This window comes from Burkholderia sp. Ac-20349 (assembly GCF_017104865.1).
GTDB lineage: Bacteria > Pseudomonadota > Gammaproteobacteria > Burkholderiales > Burkholderiaceae > Burkholderia > Burkholderia aenigmatica.
On sequence record NZ_JAAGPM010000001.1, the window covers coordinates 1 to 19945 of the forward strand.

At 67.7% G+C, this 19945-nt stretch carries 13 protein-coding genes; 7 read left to right on the top strand and 6 right to left on the bottom strand.

Features of this window, described 5'->3' with window-relative positions; translation table 11 throughout:
• From G3N61_RS00005 to G3N61_RS00020, 4 genes are all read left to right on the top strand, one after another.
• The coding region (locus tag G3N61_RS00005) for an MdtA/MuxA family multidrug efflux RND transporter periplasmic adaptor subunit (RefSeq protein ID WP_205821065.1) at window positions 1-1211 on the top strand (1211 nt) is incomplete at its 5' end.
• Between the two features lie 15 nt (window positions 1212-1226).
• A complete protein-coding gene (locus G3N61_RS00010; RefSeq protein WP_043182098.1) occupies window positions 1227-4340 on the top strand; it encodes an MdtB/MuxB family multidrug efflux RND transporter permease subunit in 3114 nt (1037 codons plus the stop codon).
• A gap of 3 nt (window positions 4341-4343) precedes the next feature.
• Window positions 4344-7652, top strand: a complete 3309-nt coding sequence (locus tag G3N61_RS00015; protein ID WP_205821066.1) for an efflux RND transporter permease subunit — start codon at window positions 4344-4346, stop codon at window positions 7650-7652.
• Window positions 7653-7761: 109 nt separating this feature from the next.
• Window positions 7762-8145 (top strand): VOC family protein, encoded by a 384-nt coding sequence (locus G3N61_RS00020; protein ID WP_043182094.1) that lies wholly within the window; start codon window positions 7762-7764, stop codon window positions 8143-8145.
• A gap of 79 nt (window positions 8146-8224) precedes the next feature.
• On the opposite strand, the gene G3N61_RS00025 is transcribed toward G3N61_RS00020, so the two are convergent.
• On the bottom strand, window positions 8225-9718 hold the full coding sequence (locus tag G3N61_RS00025) for an NYN domain-containing protein (protein ID WP_205821067.1): 1494 nt from the start codon (window positions 9716-9718) through the stop codon (window positions 8225-8227).
• A 316-nt stretch (window positions 9719-10034) separates the two neighbouring features.
• Between G3N61_RS00025 and G3N61_RS00030 the strand changes: the two genes are divergently transcribed.
• On the top strand, window positions 10035-10664 hold the full coding sequence (locus G3N61_RS00030; protein ID WP_043182089.1) for an NAD(P)H-binding protein: 630 nt from the start codon (window positions 10035-10037) through the stop codon (window positions 10662-10664).
• Between the two features lie 88 nt (window positions 10665-10752).
• On the opposite strand, the gene G3N61_RS00035 is transcribed toward G3N61_RS00030, so the two are convergent.
• Complete coding sequence (locus tag G3N61_RS00035) at window positions 10753-11304, bottom strand: peroxiredoxin (RefSeq protein WP_011351468.1); 552 nt, start codon at window positions 11302-11304, stop codon at window positions 10753-10755.
• A gap of 279 nt (window positions 11305-11583) precedes the next feature.
• Between G3N61_RS00035 and cdpA the strand changes: the two genes are divergently transcribed.
• A complete protein-coding gene (gene cdpA, locus G3N61_RS00040; RefSeq protein WP_205821115.1) occupies window positions 11584-13326 on the top strand; it encodes a sensor domain-containing phosphodiesterase in 1743 nt (580 codons plus the stop codon).
• A 27-nt stretch (window positions 13327-13353) separates the two neighbouring features.
• Entirely contained in the window at window positions 13354-14847 is a 1494-nt protein-coding gene (locus tag G3N61_RS00045) for an HDOD domain-containing protein (protein ID WP_205821068.1), read from the top strand.
• Between the two features lie 95 nt (window positions 14848-14942).
• Here G3N61_RS00045 and G3N61_RS00050 read toward each other — a convergent pair whose 3' ends face one another.
• The 4 genes from G3N61_RS00050 to astD all read right to left on the bottom strand — a co-directional run bounded on the left by G3N61_RS00050 (window position 14943) and on the right by astD (window position 19944).
• Window positions 14943-15737, bottom strand: a complete 795-nt coding sequence (locus G3N61_RS00050; RefSeq protein WP_089450182.1) for an ABC transporter substrate-binding protein — start codon at window positions 15735-15737, stop codon at window positions 14943-14945.
• A 355-nt stretch (window positions 15738-16092) separates the two neighbouring features.
• The gene (astE, locus tag G3N61_RS00055) at window positions 16093-17142 is read right to left on the bottom strand and encodes a succinylglutamate desuccinylase (RefSeq protein WP_205821069.1); all 1050 of its coding nucleotides are present in this window, start codon (window positions 17140-17142) and stop codon (window positions 16093-16095) included.
• Complete coding sequence (gene astB / locus G3N61_RS00060) at window positions 17126-18466, bottom strand: N-succinylarginine dihydrolase (RefSeq protein ID WP_089450180.1); 1341 nt, start codon at window positions 18464-18466, stop codon at window positions 17126-17128. Before astB ends, astE begins: the two co-directional genes overlap by 17 nt.
• A gap of 14 nt (window positions 18467-18480) precedes the next feature.
• A complete protein-coding gene (gene astD / locus G3N61_RS00065; protein ID WP_089450179.1) occupies window positions 18481-19944 on the bottom strand; it encodes a succinylglutamate-semialdehyde dehydrogenase in 1464 nt (487 codons plus the stop codon).
• Window position 19945: the final 1 nt, after the last annotated feature.

Below are 19945 nucleotides of genomic sequence, written 5' to 3' on the forward strand. Positions count from 1 at the left end.
GCGCGAGCGGCGCGGGCGCAAGCGCCGCCGGGGGGGCCGGCGGCCACCGCGGCCGTGGCGGCCCCGCCGCGATGGCGAACATTCCGCAGCCCGTGCAGGTCGCGAGCGCCACGCAAGGCGAAATGCCGATCGTGCTGTCCGCGCTCGGCACCGTCACGCCGCTCGCGAACGTGACGGTCAAGACGCAACTGTCGGGCTACCTGCAGTCGGTCTCGTTCCAGGAAGGCCAGATCGTCAAGAAGGGCGACGTGCTCGCGCAGATCGACCCGCGCCCGTATCAAGTGTCGCTCGAGAACGCCGAGGGCACGCACGCGCGCGACTCGGCGCTGCTCGCGACGGCCCGCCTCGACCTGAAGCGCTACCAGACGCTGCTGTCGCAGGACTCGATCGCGTCGCAGACCGTCGATACGCAGGCGTCACTCGTCAAGCAGTACGAAGGCGCGGTGAAGACCGACCAGGCCGCGATCGATTCCGCGAAGCTGAACCTCACGTATGCGCGCATCACCGCGCCGGTGTCGGGCCGCGTCGGCCTGCGCCAGGTCGACCCCGGCAACTACGTGACGCCGGGCGATGCCAACGGCCTCGTCGTGATCACGCAGCTGCAGCCGATGAGCGTGATCTTCACCACGTCGGAAGACAACCTGCCGCAGATCATCAAGCAGGTGAACGCGGGCCAGAAGCTGTCGGTCACCGCGTACAACCGCAACAACACGGTGCCGCTCGAAACCGGCTCGCTCGCGACGCTCGACAACCAGATCGACACGAGCACCGGCACCGTCAAGCTGCGCGCGAACTTCGATAACAAGGAAGGCATGCTGTTCCCGAATCAGTTCGTGAACACGCGCCTGCTCGTCGACGTGATGCGCAACGCGACGATCGTGCCGACCTCGGCGGTACTGACCGGCTCGATCGGCCAGTTCGTCTACGTCGTGAAACCCGACAACACGGTGACGGTGCGCAAGGTCGCGACCGGCCCGGTCGACGGCGAACGCACGAGCATCGTCAGCGGCGTCGCGATCGGCGAGCGCGTGGTGATCGACGGCTCCGATCGCCTGCGCGAAGGCGCCAAGATCTCGATCCCGGCCGACAAGCCGAAAGGCGCGTCGGGCGCGCGTGGCGCCGGTGCGGCGTCGGGTGCATCGGGCACCCGCGGCCATCACGGCGGCAACAAGCACGGCGCGTCGCAGGCTGCGGCCCCCGCGGCCCAGTAACGCGCGGGCCGCTCGATGAATCCATCCCGCCTCTTCATCCTCCGGCCGGTCGGCACCGCCCTCCTGATGGCGGCGATCATGCTGGCCGGTCTCGTCGCGCTGCGTTTCCTGCCGCTCGCCGCGCTGCCGGAAGTCGACTATCCGACGATCCAGGTCCAGACCTTCTACCCGGGCGCGAGCCCGGAGGTGATGACCTCGTCGGTCACCGCGCCGCTCGAACGGCAGTTTGGGCAGATGCCGTCGCTGAACCAGATGTCGTCGCAGAGCTCGGCCGGCTCGTCCGTGATCACGCTGCAGTTCTCGCTCGACCTGCCGCTCGACATCGCCGAGCAGGAAGTGCAGGCCGCAATCAACGCGGCCGGCAACCTGCTGCCGTCCGACCTCCCTGCCCCGCCGATCTACGCAAAGGTCAACCCGGCCGATGCGCCGGTGCTCACGCTTGCCGTCACGTCGAAGACGCTGCCGCTCACGCAGGTGCAGGATCTCGCCGACACGCGTCTCGCGATGAAGATCTCGCAGATCGCGGGCGTCGGCCTCGTCAGCCTGTCGGGCGGCAACCGCCCGGCCGTGCGGATCCAGGCGAACCCGACCGCGCTCGCGCAGTACGGGATGAACCTCGACGACCTGCGCACGACGATCTCGAACCTGAACGTCAACACGCCGAAGGGCAACTTCGACGGCCCGTCGCGCGCGTACACGATCAACGCGAACGACCAGCTCACGAGCGCCGACCAGTACAACAGCGCGGTCGTCGCGTACAAGAACGGCCGCCCGGTGATGCTCACCGACGTCGCGACGGTCGTCGCCGGCTCGGAGAACACCAAGCTCGGCGCGTGGGTGAACAAGGAGCCCGCGATCATCCTGAACGTGCAGCGCCAGCCGGGCGCGAACGTGATCCAGACGGTCGACGCGATCAAGGCGCAGTTGCCGAAGCTGCAGGAAACGCTGCCGGCCGCGCTCGACGTGCAGATCGTCACCGACCGCACGACGATGATCCGCGCCGCCGTGCGCGACGTGCAGTTCGAGCTGCTGCTCGCGGTCGGGCTGGTCGTGCTCGTGATGTACCTGTTCCTCGCGAACGTCTACGCGACCATCATCCCGAGCCTGTCGGTGCCGCTGTCGCTGATCGGCACGCTCGCGGTGATGTACATGGCCGGCTTCTCGCTGAACAACCTGTCATTGATGGCGCTCACCATCGCGACCGGCTTCGTCGTCGACGACGCGATCGTGATGATCGAGAACATCGCGCGCTACGTCGAGGAAGGCGAGACGGGGCTCGAGGCCGCGCTGAAGGGCTCGAAGCAGATCGGCTTCACGATCATCTCGCTGACGGTGTCGCTGATCGCGGTGCTGATCCCGCTGCTGTTCATGGGCGACGTGGTCGGCCGCCTGTTCCATGAATTCGCGATCACGCTCGCGGTGACGATCGTGATCTCGGCGATCGTGTCGCTCACGCTCGTGCCGATGATGTGCGCGAAGCTGCTGCGTCATTCGCCGCCGCCCGAGAGCCATCGCTTCGAGGCGCGCGTGCACCAGGCGATCGACTGGGTGATCGCGCGCTACGCGGTCGCGCTCGAATGGGTGCTGAACCGCCAGCGCTCGACGCTCGTCGTCGCGCTGCTGACGCTCGCGCTGACGGGCCTGCTGTACGTCTACGTGCCGAAGGGCTTCTTCCCCGCGCAGGATACCGGCGTGATCCAGGCGATCACGCAGGCGCCGCAGTCGATCTCGTACGGCGCGATGGCCGAACGCCAGCAGGCACTCGCGGCCGAGATCCTGAAGGATCCGAACGTCGAGAGCCTCACGTCGTTCATCGGCGTCGACGGCAGCAACATCACGCTGAACAGCGGCCGGATGCTGATCAACCTGAAGGCGCGCGACGAACGCTCCGAGACGGCCGCGCAAATCATCCGCGACCTGCAGCACCGCGTCGCGAACATCACCGGCATCTCGCTGTTCATGCAGTCGGTGCAGGATCTGACGATCGACTCGACCGTCAGCCCGACGCAGTACCAGTTCATGCTGACGAGCCCGAACTCGGAAGAATTCGCGACCTGGGTGCCGAAGCTCGTTGCTCGACTGCAGCAGGAGCCGTCGCTCGCCGACGTCGCGACCGACCTGCAGAGCAACGGCCAGTCCGTCTACATCGAGATCGATCGCCCGAGCGCCGCGCGCTTCGGCATCACGCCGGCAACCGTCGACAACGCGCTGTACGACGCATTCGGCCAGCGCATCGTGTCGACGATCTTCACGCAGTCGAACCAGTACCGCGTGATTCTCGAATCCGAGCCGAAGGAGCAGCACTACGCGCAATCGCTGAACGACATCTACCTGCCGTCGGCGGGCGGCGGCCAGGTGCCGCTGTCGTCGATCGCGTCGTTCCACGAACGGCCGTCGCCGCTGCTGGTCGCGCACCTGTCGCAGTTCCCGTCGACCACCATCTCGTTCAACCTCGCGGCCGGCGCGTCGCTCGGCGAGGCGGTCAAGGCGATCGACGCGGCCGAGAAGGACATCAACCTGCCCGCGTCGTTCCAGACGCGCTTCCAGGGTGCGGCGCTCGCATTCCAGGCATCGCTGTCGAACCAGCTGTTCCTGATCCTGGCCGCGGTCGTCACGATGTACATCGTGCTCGGCGTGCTGTACGAGAGCTACATCCACCCGATCACGATCCTGTCGACGCTGCCGTCGGCCGGCGTCGGCGCGCTGCTCGCGCTGATGATCACCGGGCACGACCTCGACATCATCGGGATCATCGGCATCGTGCTCTTGATCGGTATCGTGAAGAAGAACGCGATCATGATGATCGACTTCGCGCTCGAAGCCGAGCGCGTCGAAGGCAAGCCGCCGCGCGAGGCGATCTACCAGGCGTGCCTGCTGCGCTTCCGGCCGATCCTGATGACGACGCTCGCCGCCCTGCTCGGCGCGGTGCCGCTGATCGTCGGCTCCGGTGCCGGCTCCGAGCTGCGCCAGCCGCTCGGGATCGCGATCGCCGGCGGCCTGATCGTGTCGCAGGTGCTGACGCTGTTCACGACGCCCGTGATCTATCTCGGCTTCGACTCGCTCGCGCGCCGCGTACGCGGCTGGTTCGAACGCCACGGCCCGCAAGCCGGCCCGCGCACGGATGCGTAAGCGATGAACCTGTCGCGCCCTTTCATCACCCGCCCCGTCGCGACGACGCTGCTCGCGATCGGCGTCGCGCTCGCAGGCCTGTTCGCGTTCATCAAGCTGCCGGTGTCGCCGCTGCCGCAGGTCGACTTCCCGACGATCTCGGTGCAGGCGTCGCTGCCCGGCGCGAGCCCCGAGACCGTCGCGACCAGCGTGACGAGCCCGCTCGAACGGCATCTCGGCTCGATCGCCGACGTTTCCGAAATGACGTCGACGAGCACGGTCGGCAATGCGCGGATCATCCTGCAGTTCGGCCTGAACCGCGACATCGACGGCGCCGCGCGCGACGTGCAGGCCGCGATCAACGCGGCGCGCGCCGACCTGCCCGCCGCGCTGAAGAGCAACCCGACCTACCGCAAGGTCAACCCGGCCGACTCGCCGATCATGATCGTGTCGCTGACGTCGGAGACCTCGTCGCCCGCGAAGCTGTACGACTCCGCGTCGACGGTGCTGCAGCAGTCGCTGTCGCAGATCGACGGGATCGGCCAGGTCACGGTGAGCGGCTCCGCGAACCCGGCCGTGCGCGTCGAGCTCGAGCCGCAAGCGCTGTTCCATTACGGGATCGGCCTCGAGGACGTACGCGCGGCGCTCGCGTCCGCGAACGCCAACGCGCCGAAGGGCGCGATCGAGTTCGGCCCGCAGCACTACCAGCTCTATACGAACGACCAGGCCTCCCAGGCGTCGCAATACCGCGACCTCGTCGTCGCCTATCGCAACGGCTCGGCCGTGCGGTTGTCCGATCTGTCCGACGTCGTCGATTCGGTCGAGGATCTCCGCAACCTCGGCCTGTCGAACGGCAAGCGCGCGGTGCTCGTGATCCTCTACCGCTCGCCCGGCGCGAACATCATCGATACGATCGACCGCGTGCGCGCGGCGCTGCCGCAGCTCACCGCGTCGCTGCCGGCCGACATCACGGTCACGCCGGTGCTCGACCGCTCGACCACCATCCGCGCGTCGCTGAGGGACACCGAGCACACGCTGCTGATCGCGGTCAGCCTCGTCGTGATGGTCGTGTTCCTGTTCCTGCGCAACTGGCGCGCGACGCTGATCCCGAGCGTCGCAGTGCCGATCTCGATCATCGGCACGTTCGGCGCGATGTACCTGCTCGGCTTCTCGATCGACAACCTGTCGCTGATGGCGCTGATCGTCGCGACCGGCTTCGTCGTCGACGATGCGATCGTCGTGCTCGAAAACATCTCGCGGCACATCGAGAACGGCAAGTCGCGGATGCAGGCCGCGTTCGACGGCGCGCGCGAGGTCGGCTTCACGGTGCTGTCGATGAGCATTTCGCTCGTCGCGGTGTTCCTGCCGATCCTGCTGATGGGCGGCATCGTCGGGCGCCTGTTCCGCGAATTCGCACTGACGCTGTCGCTCGCGATCGCCGTGTCGCTCGCGGTGTCGCTCACGGTCACGCCGATGATGTGCGCGCGCCTGCTGCCCGAGTCGCACGACCCGCAGAGCGAAGGCCGCTTCGCGCGATTCCTGGAACGCTGTTTCAGCCGCATGCAGCGCGGCTACGAGCGCTCGCTGTCGTGGGCGCTGCGCCGGCCGCTGTTGATCCTGCTGACCCTGTTCGCGACGATCGGGCTGAACGTCTACCTGTACATCGTCGTGCCGAAGGGCTTCTTCCCGCAGCAGGACACCGGGCTGATGATCGGCGGCATTCGCGCCGACCAGTCGACGTCGTTCCAGGCGATGAAGCTGAAATTCTCCGAGATGATGCGCATCGTGCAGAGCAACCCGAACGTGAAAAGCGTCGCGGGCTTCACCGGCGGCACGCAGACCAACTCGGGCTTCATGTTCGTCACGCTGAAGGATCGCACCGAGCGCAAGCTGTCGGCCGACCAGGTGATCCAGCAACTGCGCAGCCCGCTGTCGGACGTCGCCGGCGCGAGCACGTTCCTGCAGGCCGCGCAGGACATTCGCGTGGGCGGCCGGCAGAGCAACGCGCAGTACCAGTTCACGCTGCTCGGCGATTCGAGCGCCGACCTGTACAAGTGGGGGCCGATCCTGACCGAAGCGCTGCAGAAGCGCTCCGAGCTGACCGACGTGAACTCGGACCAGCAGCAAGGCGGCATGGAAGCCATGGTGACGATCGACCGCGCAACCGCCGCGCGGTTCGGCATCAAGCCCGCGCAGATCGACAACACGCTGTACGACGCATTCGGCCAGCGCCAGGTCTCGACGATCTACAACCCGCTGAACCAGTATCACGTGGTGATGGAAGTCGCGCCGAAGTACTGGCAGAGCCCCGAGATGCTGAACCAGGTGTGGGTCAGCACGTCGGGCGGCAGCGCGAACGGCTCGCAGACCACCAACGCGGCCGCCGGCACCTACGTCGCGACGTCCGCCGGCACGTCGAGCGCCGGTACGGCCACGCAGAGCGCCGCGGCGATCGCGTCCGATTCCGCGCGCAACCAGGCGCTCAACTCGATCGCCGCGAGCGGCAAGTCGAGCGCGTCGTCGGGTGCGTCGGTGTCGACGTCGAAGTCGACGATGATCCCGCTGTCGGCAATCGCGACGTTCGGGCCGAGCACGACGCCGTTGTCGGTCAACCACCAGGGGCTGTTCGTCGCGACGACGATCTCGTTCAACCTGCCGCCCGGCGTGTCGCTGTCGCAGGCGACACAGGTGATCTATCAGACGATGGCGCAGGTCGGCGTCCCGCCGACCATCGTCGGCAGCTTCCAGGGCACCGCGCAGGCGTTCCAGCAGTCGATGAACGACCAGCCGATCCTGATCCTCGCGGCGCTGCTGGCCGTCTACATCGTGCTCGGGATCCTGTACGAGAGCTACATCCACCCGATCACGATCCTGTCGACGCTGCCGTCGGCCGGGGTCGGCGCGCTGCTTGCGCTGCTGCTGTTCAAGACCGAGTTCAGCATCATCGCGCTGATCGGCGTGATCCTGCTGATCGGTATCGTGAAGAAGAACGCGATCATGATGGTCGACTTCGCGATCGACCAGACGCGCAACAACCACAAGTCGTCGTTCGACGCGATCCACGAGGCGTGCCTGCTGCGCTTCCGCCCGATCATGATGACGACGATGGCCGCGCTGCTCGGCGCACTGCCGCTCGCCTTCGGCAGCGGCGACGGCGCCGAGCTGCGTGCGCCGCTCGGGATCGCGATCGCCGGCGGCCTGATCGTGTCGCAGGTGCTGACGCTCTATACGACGCCGGTCGTCTACCTGTACATGGACCGGTTCCGCGTGTGGGCCGAGAAGCGGAGCAACCGCCGCGGGAATTCCGGCGGGCCGGCGGTCGCCGGCGAGTAACGGAACACGGCCGCCCGACAGGCGGCCGTTTTTTTTGCGCTTGAACCGCAGCGGCGATCGGCTATCGTGAGTCCATGCCCACCGCGATGCCCTTCGCCGGGAATCCGCCATGAACGTCCAGCTCAACCATACGATCGTCTGGTGCCGCGACAAGCGTGCGTCGAGCCGCTTCCTCACCGAGCTTCTGGAACTGCCGCCGCCGACGCCGTTCGGCGCGATGCTGGTCGTCCCGCTCGGCAACGGCGTATCGCTCGATTTTTACGAACAGAAGGGGGAAATCAGGTCGCAGCATTACGCGTTCCTGCTCGACGAAGCCGGCTTCGATCGCGTGCTCGCGCGCATTCGCGAGCGCGGGCTGCCGCACTGGGCCGATCCGGCGAAGCGGCAACCCGATGACATCTACCGCCACAACGGCGGCCGCGGCGTGTATTTCGACGATCCGGACGGCCACTTCCTCGAAGTGATGACGCAGCCTTATGCGCTGAACGGCTAGTTCGACTGGCCGGCGTTGCACCAGCCGGTATCGTGGCGCGGATGCCGCCCCGCTCGGGACGGCATCCGGCCGACCGACGTTACTCGGCAGCGTCCGCCGCCGTCTTGCGCGGACGACGCGCGCGCGGTGCCGCCTTGCGGGCCGGCTTCTTCGGCTTGGCAGCGGCCGGCGCTTCCGCGGCCGCATCGGCATTCGCGTCGACCGGCGCCGCGTCGTGCGACGGCTGGGCGGCGGCCATCCCGCCACCGGCATCGCCTGCCGCCGGCCCGGCATGCGTCACCGTGACATGCCGCTCGTCGCCCTGCTCCGCGTCGCGATGCGCGTCGTCGGCATGCTTGCCGTGCGCGTGCTTGTCGCCGCCGTGCTTCGCCACGTCGTGGACGGTGTCTTCGGTCTTCCCGGCCGCGTGACGGCCAGCGCTCTTCGCGGCGGCACCCTTCTTCGCGCCGGCCTTCTTCGCCGGTGTCTTGCGCGCGCGCTTGCGGCCATCCTTTGCCTCGCCATGCGTGTCGGCCGCTTCGGCCGTTTCCGCCGGCGGCATCATCGGTGCCACCTCGGCCACCTCGGCCATTTCCGCCTCGTCTGCTTCGACCTGCACGCTTTCGTGCACGACCGCTTCCGCCCGCTGCCCGCGACGTTGCGCATTGCGCCCCGCCCGCGCCGGCTCGGCCGCACGCGTACCGTGACCGTGGTGCGCGCCGCCGTGCCCGCCGCCTTCACCGCCCGCCGTGACATGCTCCGCGGCCGACGACTGGCGTGCCCGCGACACGAACGCGCCCGACTTGTCGTCACGCCCCACTTCGAGCAGGCCGCGCGCCTGCGCCTCGTCGAGCAGGTTGCCGAACGCGCGGAACCCGTAGTACGACTCGTTGAAATCCGGCTTGCGACGCTTGATCGCGCTTTTGAGCACGGACGCCCAGATCTTGCCGACGTCGTCCCGCTCCGACGCCAGCGCGTCGAACGTCTCGACCGCCAGCGCGATCGCCTCGGCCTTGCGCGCGTCCATGTCGTGCTTGCGCGACGGCTCGTCCGGCCGCTTCGCGCCGCCGTTGCCCGCCCGCTGCTGCTGTTCGCGCTTCGCGAGCGCGCGCTGCTGCTCGCGCACCAGGTCGTCGTAGAAGATGAATTCGTCGCAGTTAGCGACCAGCAGGTCCGACGTCGATTTCTTCACGCCGACGCCGATCACTTTCTTCGCGTTCTCGCGCAGCTTCGACACCAGCGGCGAAAAATCCGAGTCGCCGCTGATGATCACGAACGTATCGACGTGCGACTTCGTGTAGCAGAGGTCGAGCGCGTCCACGACGAGCCGGATGTCGGCCGAATTCTTGCCCGACTGGCGCACGTGCGGAATCTCGATCAGCTCGAAGCTCGCTTCGTGCATCGACGCCTTGAAGCCCTTGTAGCGATCCCAGTCGCAATAGGCCTTCTTCACGACGATACTGCCCTTCAGCAGCAGGCGCTCCAGCACGGGCTTGATGTCGAACTTCTCGTACTTCGCGTCGCGCACGCCGAGCGCGACGTTCTCGAAGTCGCAGAACACGGCCATGCTGACGTTGTCCAGGGGTAATGCCATGTGTACTCCAACCGGTGGGCCGATGCGTTGTATGACGTAGCGGCGAAAAATGCATCGCGCACATGATAGCCGGTCGGCGCGTCATTCCCGCATCCGTGTGAATGAATGACGGCCGTAAGGTCCGTCCTGCCGCCCCGGCGGCCTGGACTGGCGCCACAGCCGGTATGCCCGCTGCCGGTATGCCCGCTGCCGGTATGCCCGCAGCCGGTATGCCCCTTAATACACACCCGCCACGGCGGCAAATCGACATTACACTTGAGATATCGGTCGTCCGTCCCTATCTGGAAGGATGACGCATCGACCAAGGAGCGGTTTCATGACGACGAAGGTACTGCTGATTGGCGCGACCGGCCGAACGGGCCAGGCCTGCGCGGATCTGCTGCTCAAGCAGCCGGAGTTCGAGGTCACGGCGCTCGTGCGCCGGCACGGCTATGCGCTGGAGGGCGCGCGGGTGGTCGAGGCCGATCTGACGAACGATTTCTCGCATGCCTTCCAGGGCATCACGCACGTGATCTACGCGGCCGGCTCGGCCGAATCGGAAGGCGCGGCCGAAGAGGAGCAGGTCGACCGCGACGCGGTCGCCCGCGCGGCCGAATATGCGCTCGCCTACAACGCGCAGAAGCTCGTGGTGATCAGTTCACTGTCCGCGTACCGGCCCGAACTCGGCCCGGACGCGCTGCACCACTATTCGCAGATGAAGCGCGAAGGCGACGATCGCGTGATCGCATCGGGTGTCGACTACGCGATCCTGCGCCCCGGCCCGCTCACGGACGATCCGGGCGTCGGCAAGATCGCGCTGACCGACGCGTGGTTCGATGCCGCCCCGCCCGTCTCGCGCCAGGATGTGGCCTGGGCCGCGATCGAGGCGATCAAGCTCGGGATTTCGCGCAAGATCGTCGGCTTCGTCGGCGGCAGCGTGCCGATCGAGCAGGCATTGCGCGCATAACCGCCTCGCACGTGCCGCCACGCGGCGCCTGCGTCGATCCGTACCAGCGGCCCGCACGACGGGCCGCGTTGACGCGCGGGGCGCCCGTTTACTGCTTCGGGTGCGCGTCAGCCCACGCCTTCACGGCGGCGAGCGTGTTCTCGACGTGCTTGTCGGGCGACATGCTCGTGTATTCGTAGAGAATCTTCCCTTCCGGCGAAATCACGTAGGACACGCGGTTCGCCTTGTCGATCGCCGGCAGCTTCGCGTCGTATTCGCGGATGATCTTCGCGTCCGGATCGGCCGCGACCGGGAACTTGCTCCGGCACTCGCTCACCGAGAACTTCGTCAGCGTGTCGATCTTGTCAGCCGATACGCCGATCACCGTCGCACCGTAAGCCTTGTAACGGTCGACCGCGTCCGCGAACGCGTGCGCCTCGATCGTGCAGCCCTTCGTGAACGCGGCCGGGTAGAAATACAGCACGACCGGCCCCTGCTTCAGCGCGTCCGCGAGCGAGTACGTGTAAGTCTTGCCGCCCAGCGACGCCTGCGTCGTGAAATCGGGCGCCGCGGCGCCCGGCTTCAGTTCCGCCTGCGCCATCAGTGCATGGCCGGCCACCAGCGCCGCCACGGCGGCGCCCAGCAACAGTTTTCGCTTCATCTGCGTCCTCATTTCTTATAAAGTCAGCCTCGATGTAGGCCACGCTGGCGTTCGTCTGTCGAACACCCGCGTGGCCGATCCGGTCCAGCGGCAGCGCCATCCGCGGCCGGTCCGTTAAAGATTCCGTATCGCCTGCCGTTATTCCTTCCGGACAACCGGTTCCAGCCCTTCACGTCAGCGAGAAACATGGAAGCCAACAGGAAACAGACGTCACGCAAGGGCTCCTGGCGCAGCGCCTTGCATACGCTGCGCCGCTTCGCCTGGTCGGGCGGCGCGCTGATGCCCGCGCGCGCCGGCGCGCCGCGCCGCGACGACTCCGTGCGCAACTGGCTGGAACAGACGGTCGGCACGGTGGATTTCCTCGCCCATGTCGACCGCGAGCTGCGCTTTCTGTATGTATCCGACGCGAGCCTGCGCTTCATCGGCTACCACCGCGACTACCTGCACACGCTGACGCTGCGCGACCTGATCGCTGAACAGGATACCGCGGCGCTCGAAGGCCTGCTTGCACGCGCCGCGCGTTCCGGCCAGGTCGAGAAGGCGACGATGTGCATCGTCAAGTCGCTCACCTACCCGCTGGACGTCGAGATTCGCGCGTTCAAGAGCCGCCACCACGGAGTCGACGGGTTCGCGATCGCGGCGTTCGACGTGTCGTCGTGGCGCGCGCTCGAGGCGCGCCTGACCTACGAAATGCATCACGACCCGATGACGGGGCTCGACAACCTGTCCGCGCTCGTGCCCGCGCTGATGCGCGCGCAGCAGGCCGCCGACGCGGACGGCACCTGCGCGGCGCTGCTGCTGCTCGACCTCGACGACTACCAGCGGATCAACCGTGCCCTTGGCTACGACGCGGGCGACATGCTGCTGCGCGAGACCGCGCAGCGGCTGAAGGCAATCGTCACGCCGAACGAACGGCTCGCGCGCGTCGCGAGCGACAAGTTCGCGGTCGTGCTCGGCGCGCCGGACCGCACGCAGGCAAGCAATGCGGCCGATGCGCTCGCGCGCCGGCTGCAGGCCGCGGTGCGCGAGCCCTACGTGTACCAGGGGCAGACCGTGCACCTGTCCGCGAGCATCGGCATCGCGCTCTACCCCGACGAACGCGCCGTGCCCCATCGCGCGCAGCACCACAGCCCGCTGCTGCGCCGCGCCGACCACGCACTCGCGCAGGCAAAGGCGTCGGGAGGCAACGCACTCGCGTTCCACGCGCCCGTCGACGATCCGGCGGATGCCGAACGGCTGAAGCTCGAAGCCGACCTGTACGACGGCGTGCGCAACGGCGAGTTTTCGCTCCATTTCCAGCCGATCACGCGCAGCCAGTCGGGCGCGGTGGTCGGCGTCGAGGCGCTGATCCGCTGGCGTCATCCGGTGCACGGGCTCGTGCCGCCGGCGACCTTCATTCCGCTCGCCGAATCGATCGGCCTGATCAACTATCTCGGCAACTGGGTGCTCAAGGCCGCGTGCATGCAGCTCGTCGCCTGGGATCGCCAGGGGCTCGCGCTGCAGTACGTGGCGGTCAACGTGTCGCCGCAGCAGTTCCGCGACCCGCGCTTCACGCAGAGCGTGCGCGAGGCGATCGCGCTGACGGGCATCGACCCGCGCCGCATCGTGCTCGAAATCACCGAAAGCCTGCTGATGCACGATCCCGCGCATGCGAAGGGGCTGCTCGAGGAGCTAACCGATCTCGGCATCCGCTTCGCGATCGACGATTTCGGCACCGGCTATTCGAGTCTCGCGTATCTGCAGCGCTTCCCGCTCGCGAAGCTGAAGATCGACCGCAGTTTCGTCGAGAACCTGCTGACCTCGCGCAACGACCGCGCGATCGTGTCGGCGGTGGTCGGCCTCGCGCAGACGCTCGATCTCGAGCTCGTCGCGGAAGGCGTCGAGACCGAGGCGCAGCGCGAATTGCTGACGGAGATGGGCTGCAACCATATCCAGGGCTGGCTCGTCTGCCAGGCGCTGCCTTCCGAGGAGCTCGCGCGGCGCTTCGAGGCGCAGCAGCTGCACCTGCACGCCGCCGCCTGACGCGCGCGGCGAACCGGACAGATCCGTATGTCAATCACCGAACACCTGCCCCGCACCGCCTTGCTCGACAAGCTGTGGGCCCGGATGAACGAACGGGGCGATTTCCCGCTGCTGTCGGAATCGCTGCGCGCGACGATGGCCGCGATGAAGAACGACGACCTCGACTTCACCGCGCTCGTGCGCGTCGTGCTGTCGGACTTCGCGCTCACGCAGAAAGTGCTGCGGCTCGCGAACTCCGCGATGTACATGGCGTTCGGCGGCAACATCACGACCGTGACCCGCGCACTGATGGTGCTCGGCATGGACGCCGTCGGCCATCTGGTCGTCGGGCTCAAGCTCGTCGACCATTTCCACCACAGCACGCCGCGGCGCATCGACGCGAAGCTCGAACTGAACCGCGCGCTGCTGTCCGGCTGCGTTGCACGCAAGCTAACCGAACGCGCCGAGCTGCGCGGGGGCGAAGAAGCCGTCGTCTGCACGCTGATGCGCCAGGTCGGCAAGCTGCTCGTGGTCTGCTATCTCGACAGCGAGTGGGACCGGATCCGCCGCCGCGCGGCCGAGCTGAACGGCGACGAAACGGCCGCCTGCATCGATGTGCTCGGCGTCGGCTTCGACGAGATCGGGCTCGAGGCGGCCGCGCGGTGGCGATTGCCCGACGTGATCCGCGCGGGGATGGCCGACCACGAGCACCTGGTTCACGTCGATGCGTTCGGCAACGACGACGACGATGCGGACCATGCGACCGATGACGGCCCGGCCGACCGCGTCCGCTGGCTGCGCGCGATCAGCCGCTGCTCGACCGACGTCGCGAGCGCGCTCGTGATACCCGCGAGCCCGCAGCGCGACGCGCGCATCGCGGCGCTCGCGCAGCACTACGGCGCGGAACTCGACATGGAATCCGACGCACTCGTCGAGATCGCCGAGCGGCTCTCGCGCGAGGAAGCGAGCGACACCGTGATGCGCGAGATCGTCGAGCTGCGTGCGAACGCCGATGCGATCGCACGTGCTCAGGCCGAGCCCGAGGCGTGCCTCGAAGCCGGCCTCGCGGACCTGCGCGCGCTGCCGTCCGAGCACGTGCTCACCCCCGTGCTCGCGCTCGCATCGGAGAGCCTGCTGGCCGGCCTCGCGTTCACGCGCACCGTGATGTTCGTGCGCCACGACGACGGCATGTTCGCCGCGCGCCTCGGCTTCGGCCCCGGCGTCGATACGACGCTCGACCGGCTGCGTTTCGACGAGCGCTTCGAGCCGGACGTGTTTCATCTCGCGATCTCGAACTCGGTCGGCATCTTCATCGAGCAGGCGCAGGAGCCGAAGATGCTCAAGCGCCTGCCCGCGTGGTATCTCGACGCATTCGACGACACGCGCGCGTTCGTGCTGCTGCCCGTGCGCGTCGGCACGACGACCGTCGCGCTGCTATACGGCGACTGGGCCGGCGCGCAGCCCGCGCGCAAGATCACGCAGCAGGAGATGGCCGTGCTCAACGAGCTCGCGCGCGAACTGGGGCGGTTCTTTCCGGCCTGACGCGGCCGCCGCTTCTCTCGTCGTTTCCCGCCCCCAAAAACAAACCGGCCGCATCAGCGGCCGGTTTGCTTGCATCGTGCGATCGAACGTTACGCTTACTTGAGCGTCACGGGCACGCTGAAGTACTTCTTCGCGAGGTTGTCGATCGTGCCGTCGGCCTTCAGTTCCTTCAGCGCCTGATCCAGTGCGGTCTTCAGTGCCGCGTCGTTCTTGCGCAGGCCGAAGCCGACGCCCGAGCCGAGGATCTCGGCGTCGCTCACGGTACCGCCCGCGAACGCGAAGCCCTGGCCTTGCGGCTTCGTCAGGAAGCCCTTCGAACCGGCTTCCGCGTCCTGGAACGTCGCGTCGAGACGGCCCGACTTCAGGTCGGCGTAGGCCAGATCCTGCGTCTGGTACGGCACGACTTCAACACCTGCCGGCGCCCACTTCTTCTTCGCGTACGCTTCCTGGATCGTGCCCTGCAGCACGCCGACACGCTTGCCCTTCAGCGATTGCGGGGTCGGCAGCAGGCCGCTGCCCTGCTTCGCGATCAGCTGGTTCGGGATCGTGTAGATCGCATCGGTGAACGCGATCGCGTGCTTGCGCTGGTCGGTGATCGTCATGTCCGAGTTGATCGCGTCGAACTTGCGCGCCTGCAGTGCCGGGATCAGGCCGTCGAAGTCGTTCTCGACCCACACGCACTTCGTCTTCAGCTTCGCGCACACCGCGTTGCCGATGTCGATGTCGAAGCCGGTCAGCTTGCCGTCGGGCGTCTTGTATTCGAACGGCGCGTACGAGGCTTCGACGCCGAAACGGATCTCTTTCAGATCCGCTGCCATCGCGCTGCCTGCCGCCACGGCCGATGCCACCACCACCGCATGCGCGGCCACTTTACGCCAATCCAACTTCATCAGGTGTTCTCCTCGATACTCGAATGTTCCGGAACTACGGGCGCATGCATCATTGCAGGGTCGGATGACCGCGGCAATACTGTCACCGCGCCGTGATGCGGCGCAACAGCCGCAAGGCCGCGATTGTACCAATCCGCGCGGCCCGATATGGCAAAGCAGCCGCCGGCACGCGATGCTGCACTGCGTGCGCCGACGTCAACCGAGCTGCCCATCGAACTTGCAAGACGATGTCGCAAATACGCAAGCGCGCCGCACGGGCCGTCTGCGCGGCGTGCTGGCGTCATCTCAAAAATGAAATCGTTGCCGGGCGAAGCGCAGGCCGCAGGTCGCCGCGGCCGCGCGCAATCGGTCACCGTCAGACGAGCGCGGCGAGCGTGTCGTGCGTCGTGTCGACGACGAGCAGGCCCGCGCGCAAACCCGGCTTCACCGTCGGATTCGGGAACACGATGCGCTCCTCGTCGTGCTTCACCGTGTAGCGGTACTCGCCGTCCTGCGCGAGCACCGTGCCGCGTGCAAACGCGGTGAAGTTCGCGACGTCGGCCGCGACGAACAGTTCCAGCGCGTCGCTCTGCTTCGTGATCTGGTCGATCACCGTGAAGACGCGCGGCAGCGTCGCGTCGGCATCGCCCCTCGCCCCCGACACGAGCTTGCGTACCGCGCGGTCGGCCGGCGCGAAGCGCGTCAGGTCGTTCTGGCCGAACGGACGCACCTTGCCGAGTTCCAGCGTGCACGCGAGCGCGCCGCAGTGCTCGGCGGTGAAATGCGAATACGTGTTGCCCTTCGCGGTATGCAGCAGCACGGCCGCGATGCGCGCGTCGCCGAGCCATTCGAACATCGTGCGCGTCGGCGGCGTGCCCGTGTGCGGCAGCAACGCGAACTGCTCGAACACCGATGCGCGGATCGCCGTGTGCATGTCGATGTGCCAGCGCGCGGCGCCGGCCGGCGCGGCCGCGAAGAACGACGAAGCCGCCGCTTCGAGCTGCGCAGCGCGCGGCGCTTCGCGGCTGGCGGGCACCTGCGCGTGACGGCCGCTGAACAGGCGGTTCAGGTCATCGTCGAGATAGCGTTCGCCGGCACGCATCGCCGGCACGTTGCCGAGCACGACGAGCAGCCGGCACGCGAGCGGCAGCGCGCCCGATGCGAGATCGCGCACGAGCATCGACAGCAGCTCGATCGGCGCCGTCTCGTCGCCGTGCACGCCGGCCGACACGAGCACACTCGGGCGCGCCGCGCCCGCAGCCGCGGCCGGTTCGAGGGCGAGCAGCCCGTCGCCGAGCCATTGCCAGCGCACGGCGCCGGCGGCGCAGGTGCCGTCCGTTACGGACGGCGCGCGACCGGTCAGCGTGAACGCGAGGAAGTCGTCGAGCAGCGCGGCGGCCATGCGGGAATCAACGCTGGAAGTCATACAGCGAACCGACGCGCAGGATCTGCGTGAGTTCGTCGAGCGCCGTGCGCGATTCGTCGAGCAACGCCGGATCGGCGAGATCGTCCGGTGCGAGGCGATCGCGATAGTGCCGGTCGATCCACGTGTCGAGCGACGCGAACAGCGTGTCGTTGATCCACACGTTCGACGTGACGGCCGCGCGTTCCGCTTCGTTCAGCACGACGCGCAGGCGCAGGCAGGCAGGGCCGCCGCCGTTCTTCATGCTTTCGCGCAGGTCGAACACGAGCACGTCGTGAATCGGACCGTTGCCGGCCGCGAGTTCGTCGAGATAGGCCGCGACGTTCCCGTTCTCGCGACATTCCTGCGGCACGACGAGCACCTGCGAACCGTCCGCGCGCGACAGCAGCTGGCTGTTGAACAGGTACGACGTCACCGCGTCGTTCACGCTCACGGCCGCCTCGGGCACCTCGATCACGTTCAGGCGCGCGCCGCGTGCGTCGAGCGCAGCGGTCAGCGTGTCGTAGATCGCCTGCTTGTTGACGAACGCGCGCTCGTGCGTGAACAGCGTGTCACGGTTGCCGACCGAGATCACGTCGTTGTGGAACACGCCCGCGTCGATCACGTCCGGATCCTGCTGCGCATAGACCGTCGCTTCTTCGGCAAGACCGTGGCGATGCGCGACCGCGCGGCTCGCCTCGAAGGTCTGGCGTGCCGGGAAGCGCTTCGGCTCGGGGCCGCGGCGATATTCCGCGCGGCCGTACACGAAGAACTCGATGCCCGGCTTGCCGTATTCGGCGCAGAAGCGCGTGTGGTTCGCCGCGCCTTCGTCGCCGAGTGCCGGCGTGCCGGTCAGCGCTTCATGCACCGCGAAATGCGCGGGATCGGCGAACAGCGTCGACAGCGTGCGGCGCGTCGCGTCGTGTTCGATCGCGCGATGCAGCTTGCTGCACAGGTTCGCCGGCGTGAAATGCACGCGGCCATCGCTCGTGTCGGCCGACGGGCTGACGGTGGCCGCGTTCGCGGTCCACATCGCCGACGCCGAGCTCGCCGCGGCGAGCAGTTCGGGCGCCTGCTTCGCGGCCTTCGCGATCACGTCCGCGTCCTTGCCGGAGAAGCCGAGCTCGCGCAACAGGCGCAGCGACGGCCGCTCCTGCGGCGGCAGCACGCCCTGTGCGAAGCCGAGATCCGCGAGCTGCTTCATCTTGCGCAGCCCCTGCTTCGCGGCGGCCTTCGGATTCGCGGCCGACTTTTCGTTGTTGAGCGACGCCACGTTGCCGAACGACAGCCCGGCGTAGTTGTGGGTCGGGCCGACGAGCCCGTCGAAATTGGCTTCTTGTGCGTTCATCGTCGTTCCCTCGATCAGAAATGCAGGCCCGGCGACAGGCTCGCGGGCAAGGTCAGTTGCGTGCTCTCCACCGACGCCATCGGAAACGCACAATAGTCGGCCGCGTAGTACGCGCTCGGACGATGGTTGCCCGAGCGGCCGGTGCCGCCGAACGGTGCGGCGGACGATGCGCCGTTGGTCGGCCGGTTCCAGTTGACGATCCCGGCGCGGATCGTGCGGCGGAAGTGTTCCCACACCTTCGCGTCGTCGGCGAGCAGGCCGGCGGAAAGGCCGAACGCCGTGTCGTTCGCGCGTTCGATCGCTTCGTCGAACGTCGCGTAGCGCACGATCTGCGCGAGCGGGCCGAAATGTTCTTCGTCGGGCAGGTTCGCGACGCCCGTCACGTCGACGATCGCCGCGTTCACGAAGCCGAGGCGCGGATCGCGCTGCGTCATCGCGATGATCGGCTTCGCGCCCTGCTCGACCAGGCGCGACTGCGCGTCGACGAGCTTCGCCGCCGCGCGTGCCGAGATCACCGCGCCCATGAACGGCTGCGGATCGGCGTCGAACACGTCGGCCGTGATCTTCGACGTCACGTCGGCGAAGCGCGCGAGGAAGCGGTCGCCGAACGCGCCCTGCGGCACGAAGATGCGGCGCGCGCACGTGCAGCGCTGGCCGGCCGACAGGAACGCCGACTGGATCGTGTGATGGACGGCCGCGTCGATATCTTCGACTTCGCCGATCACGAGCGGGTTGTTGCCGCCCATCTCGAGCGCGAGCACGATTTCCGGACGGCCGCCGAACTGCTTGTGCAGCAGCGTGCCCGTATCAGAGCTGCCCGTGAAGAACAGCCCGTCGATCTGCCGATGGTTCGCGAGCGCAATGCCCGTGTCCTTCTCGCCCTGCACGAGGTTCAGCACGCCGGCCGGCAGCCCGGCATCCTTCCACACTTCGACCGTCGCGCGCGCGACGCCCGGTGCGAGCTCCGACGGTTTGAACACGACCGCATTGCCGGCGATCAGCGCGGGCACGATATGGCCGTTCGGCAAGTGGCCGGGGAAGTTGTACGGGCCGAATACCGCGACCACGCCGTGCGGGCGGTGGCGCAGCACCGCGACGCCGTCGGCCATGTCCTGGCGCTTCTCGCCGGTGCGTTCCTGGTACGCCTGGATCGAGATGCCGACCTTCGCGGCCATCGACGCGACTTCCGTGCGCGCTTCCCACAGCGGCTTGCCCGTCTCGCGGCCGATCGCGGTCGCGATTGCTTCCTTGCGCTCGTTGAGCAACGCGGCGAAACGCTTGGCGATCGCGCAGCGCGATTCGAAGTCGAGCGCCGACCAGCCGGCGAATGCGCGGCGCGCGCTCGCGACCGCGCGATCGACGTCGGCCGCCGATGCGCTCTCGCCCTGCCATGCGATCTCGTCGGTGCCCGGGTTGCGCGAAGCGAACACGGGGCCCGAGCCTGCGACCCAGGCGCCGTCGATGAAGAGTTCCGTCATG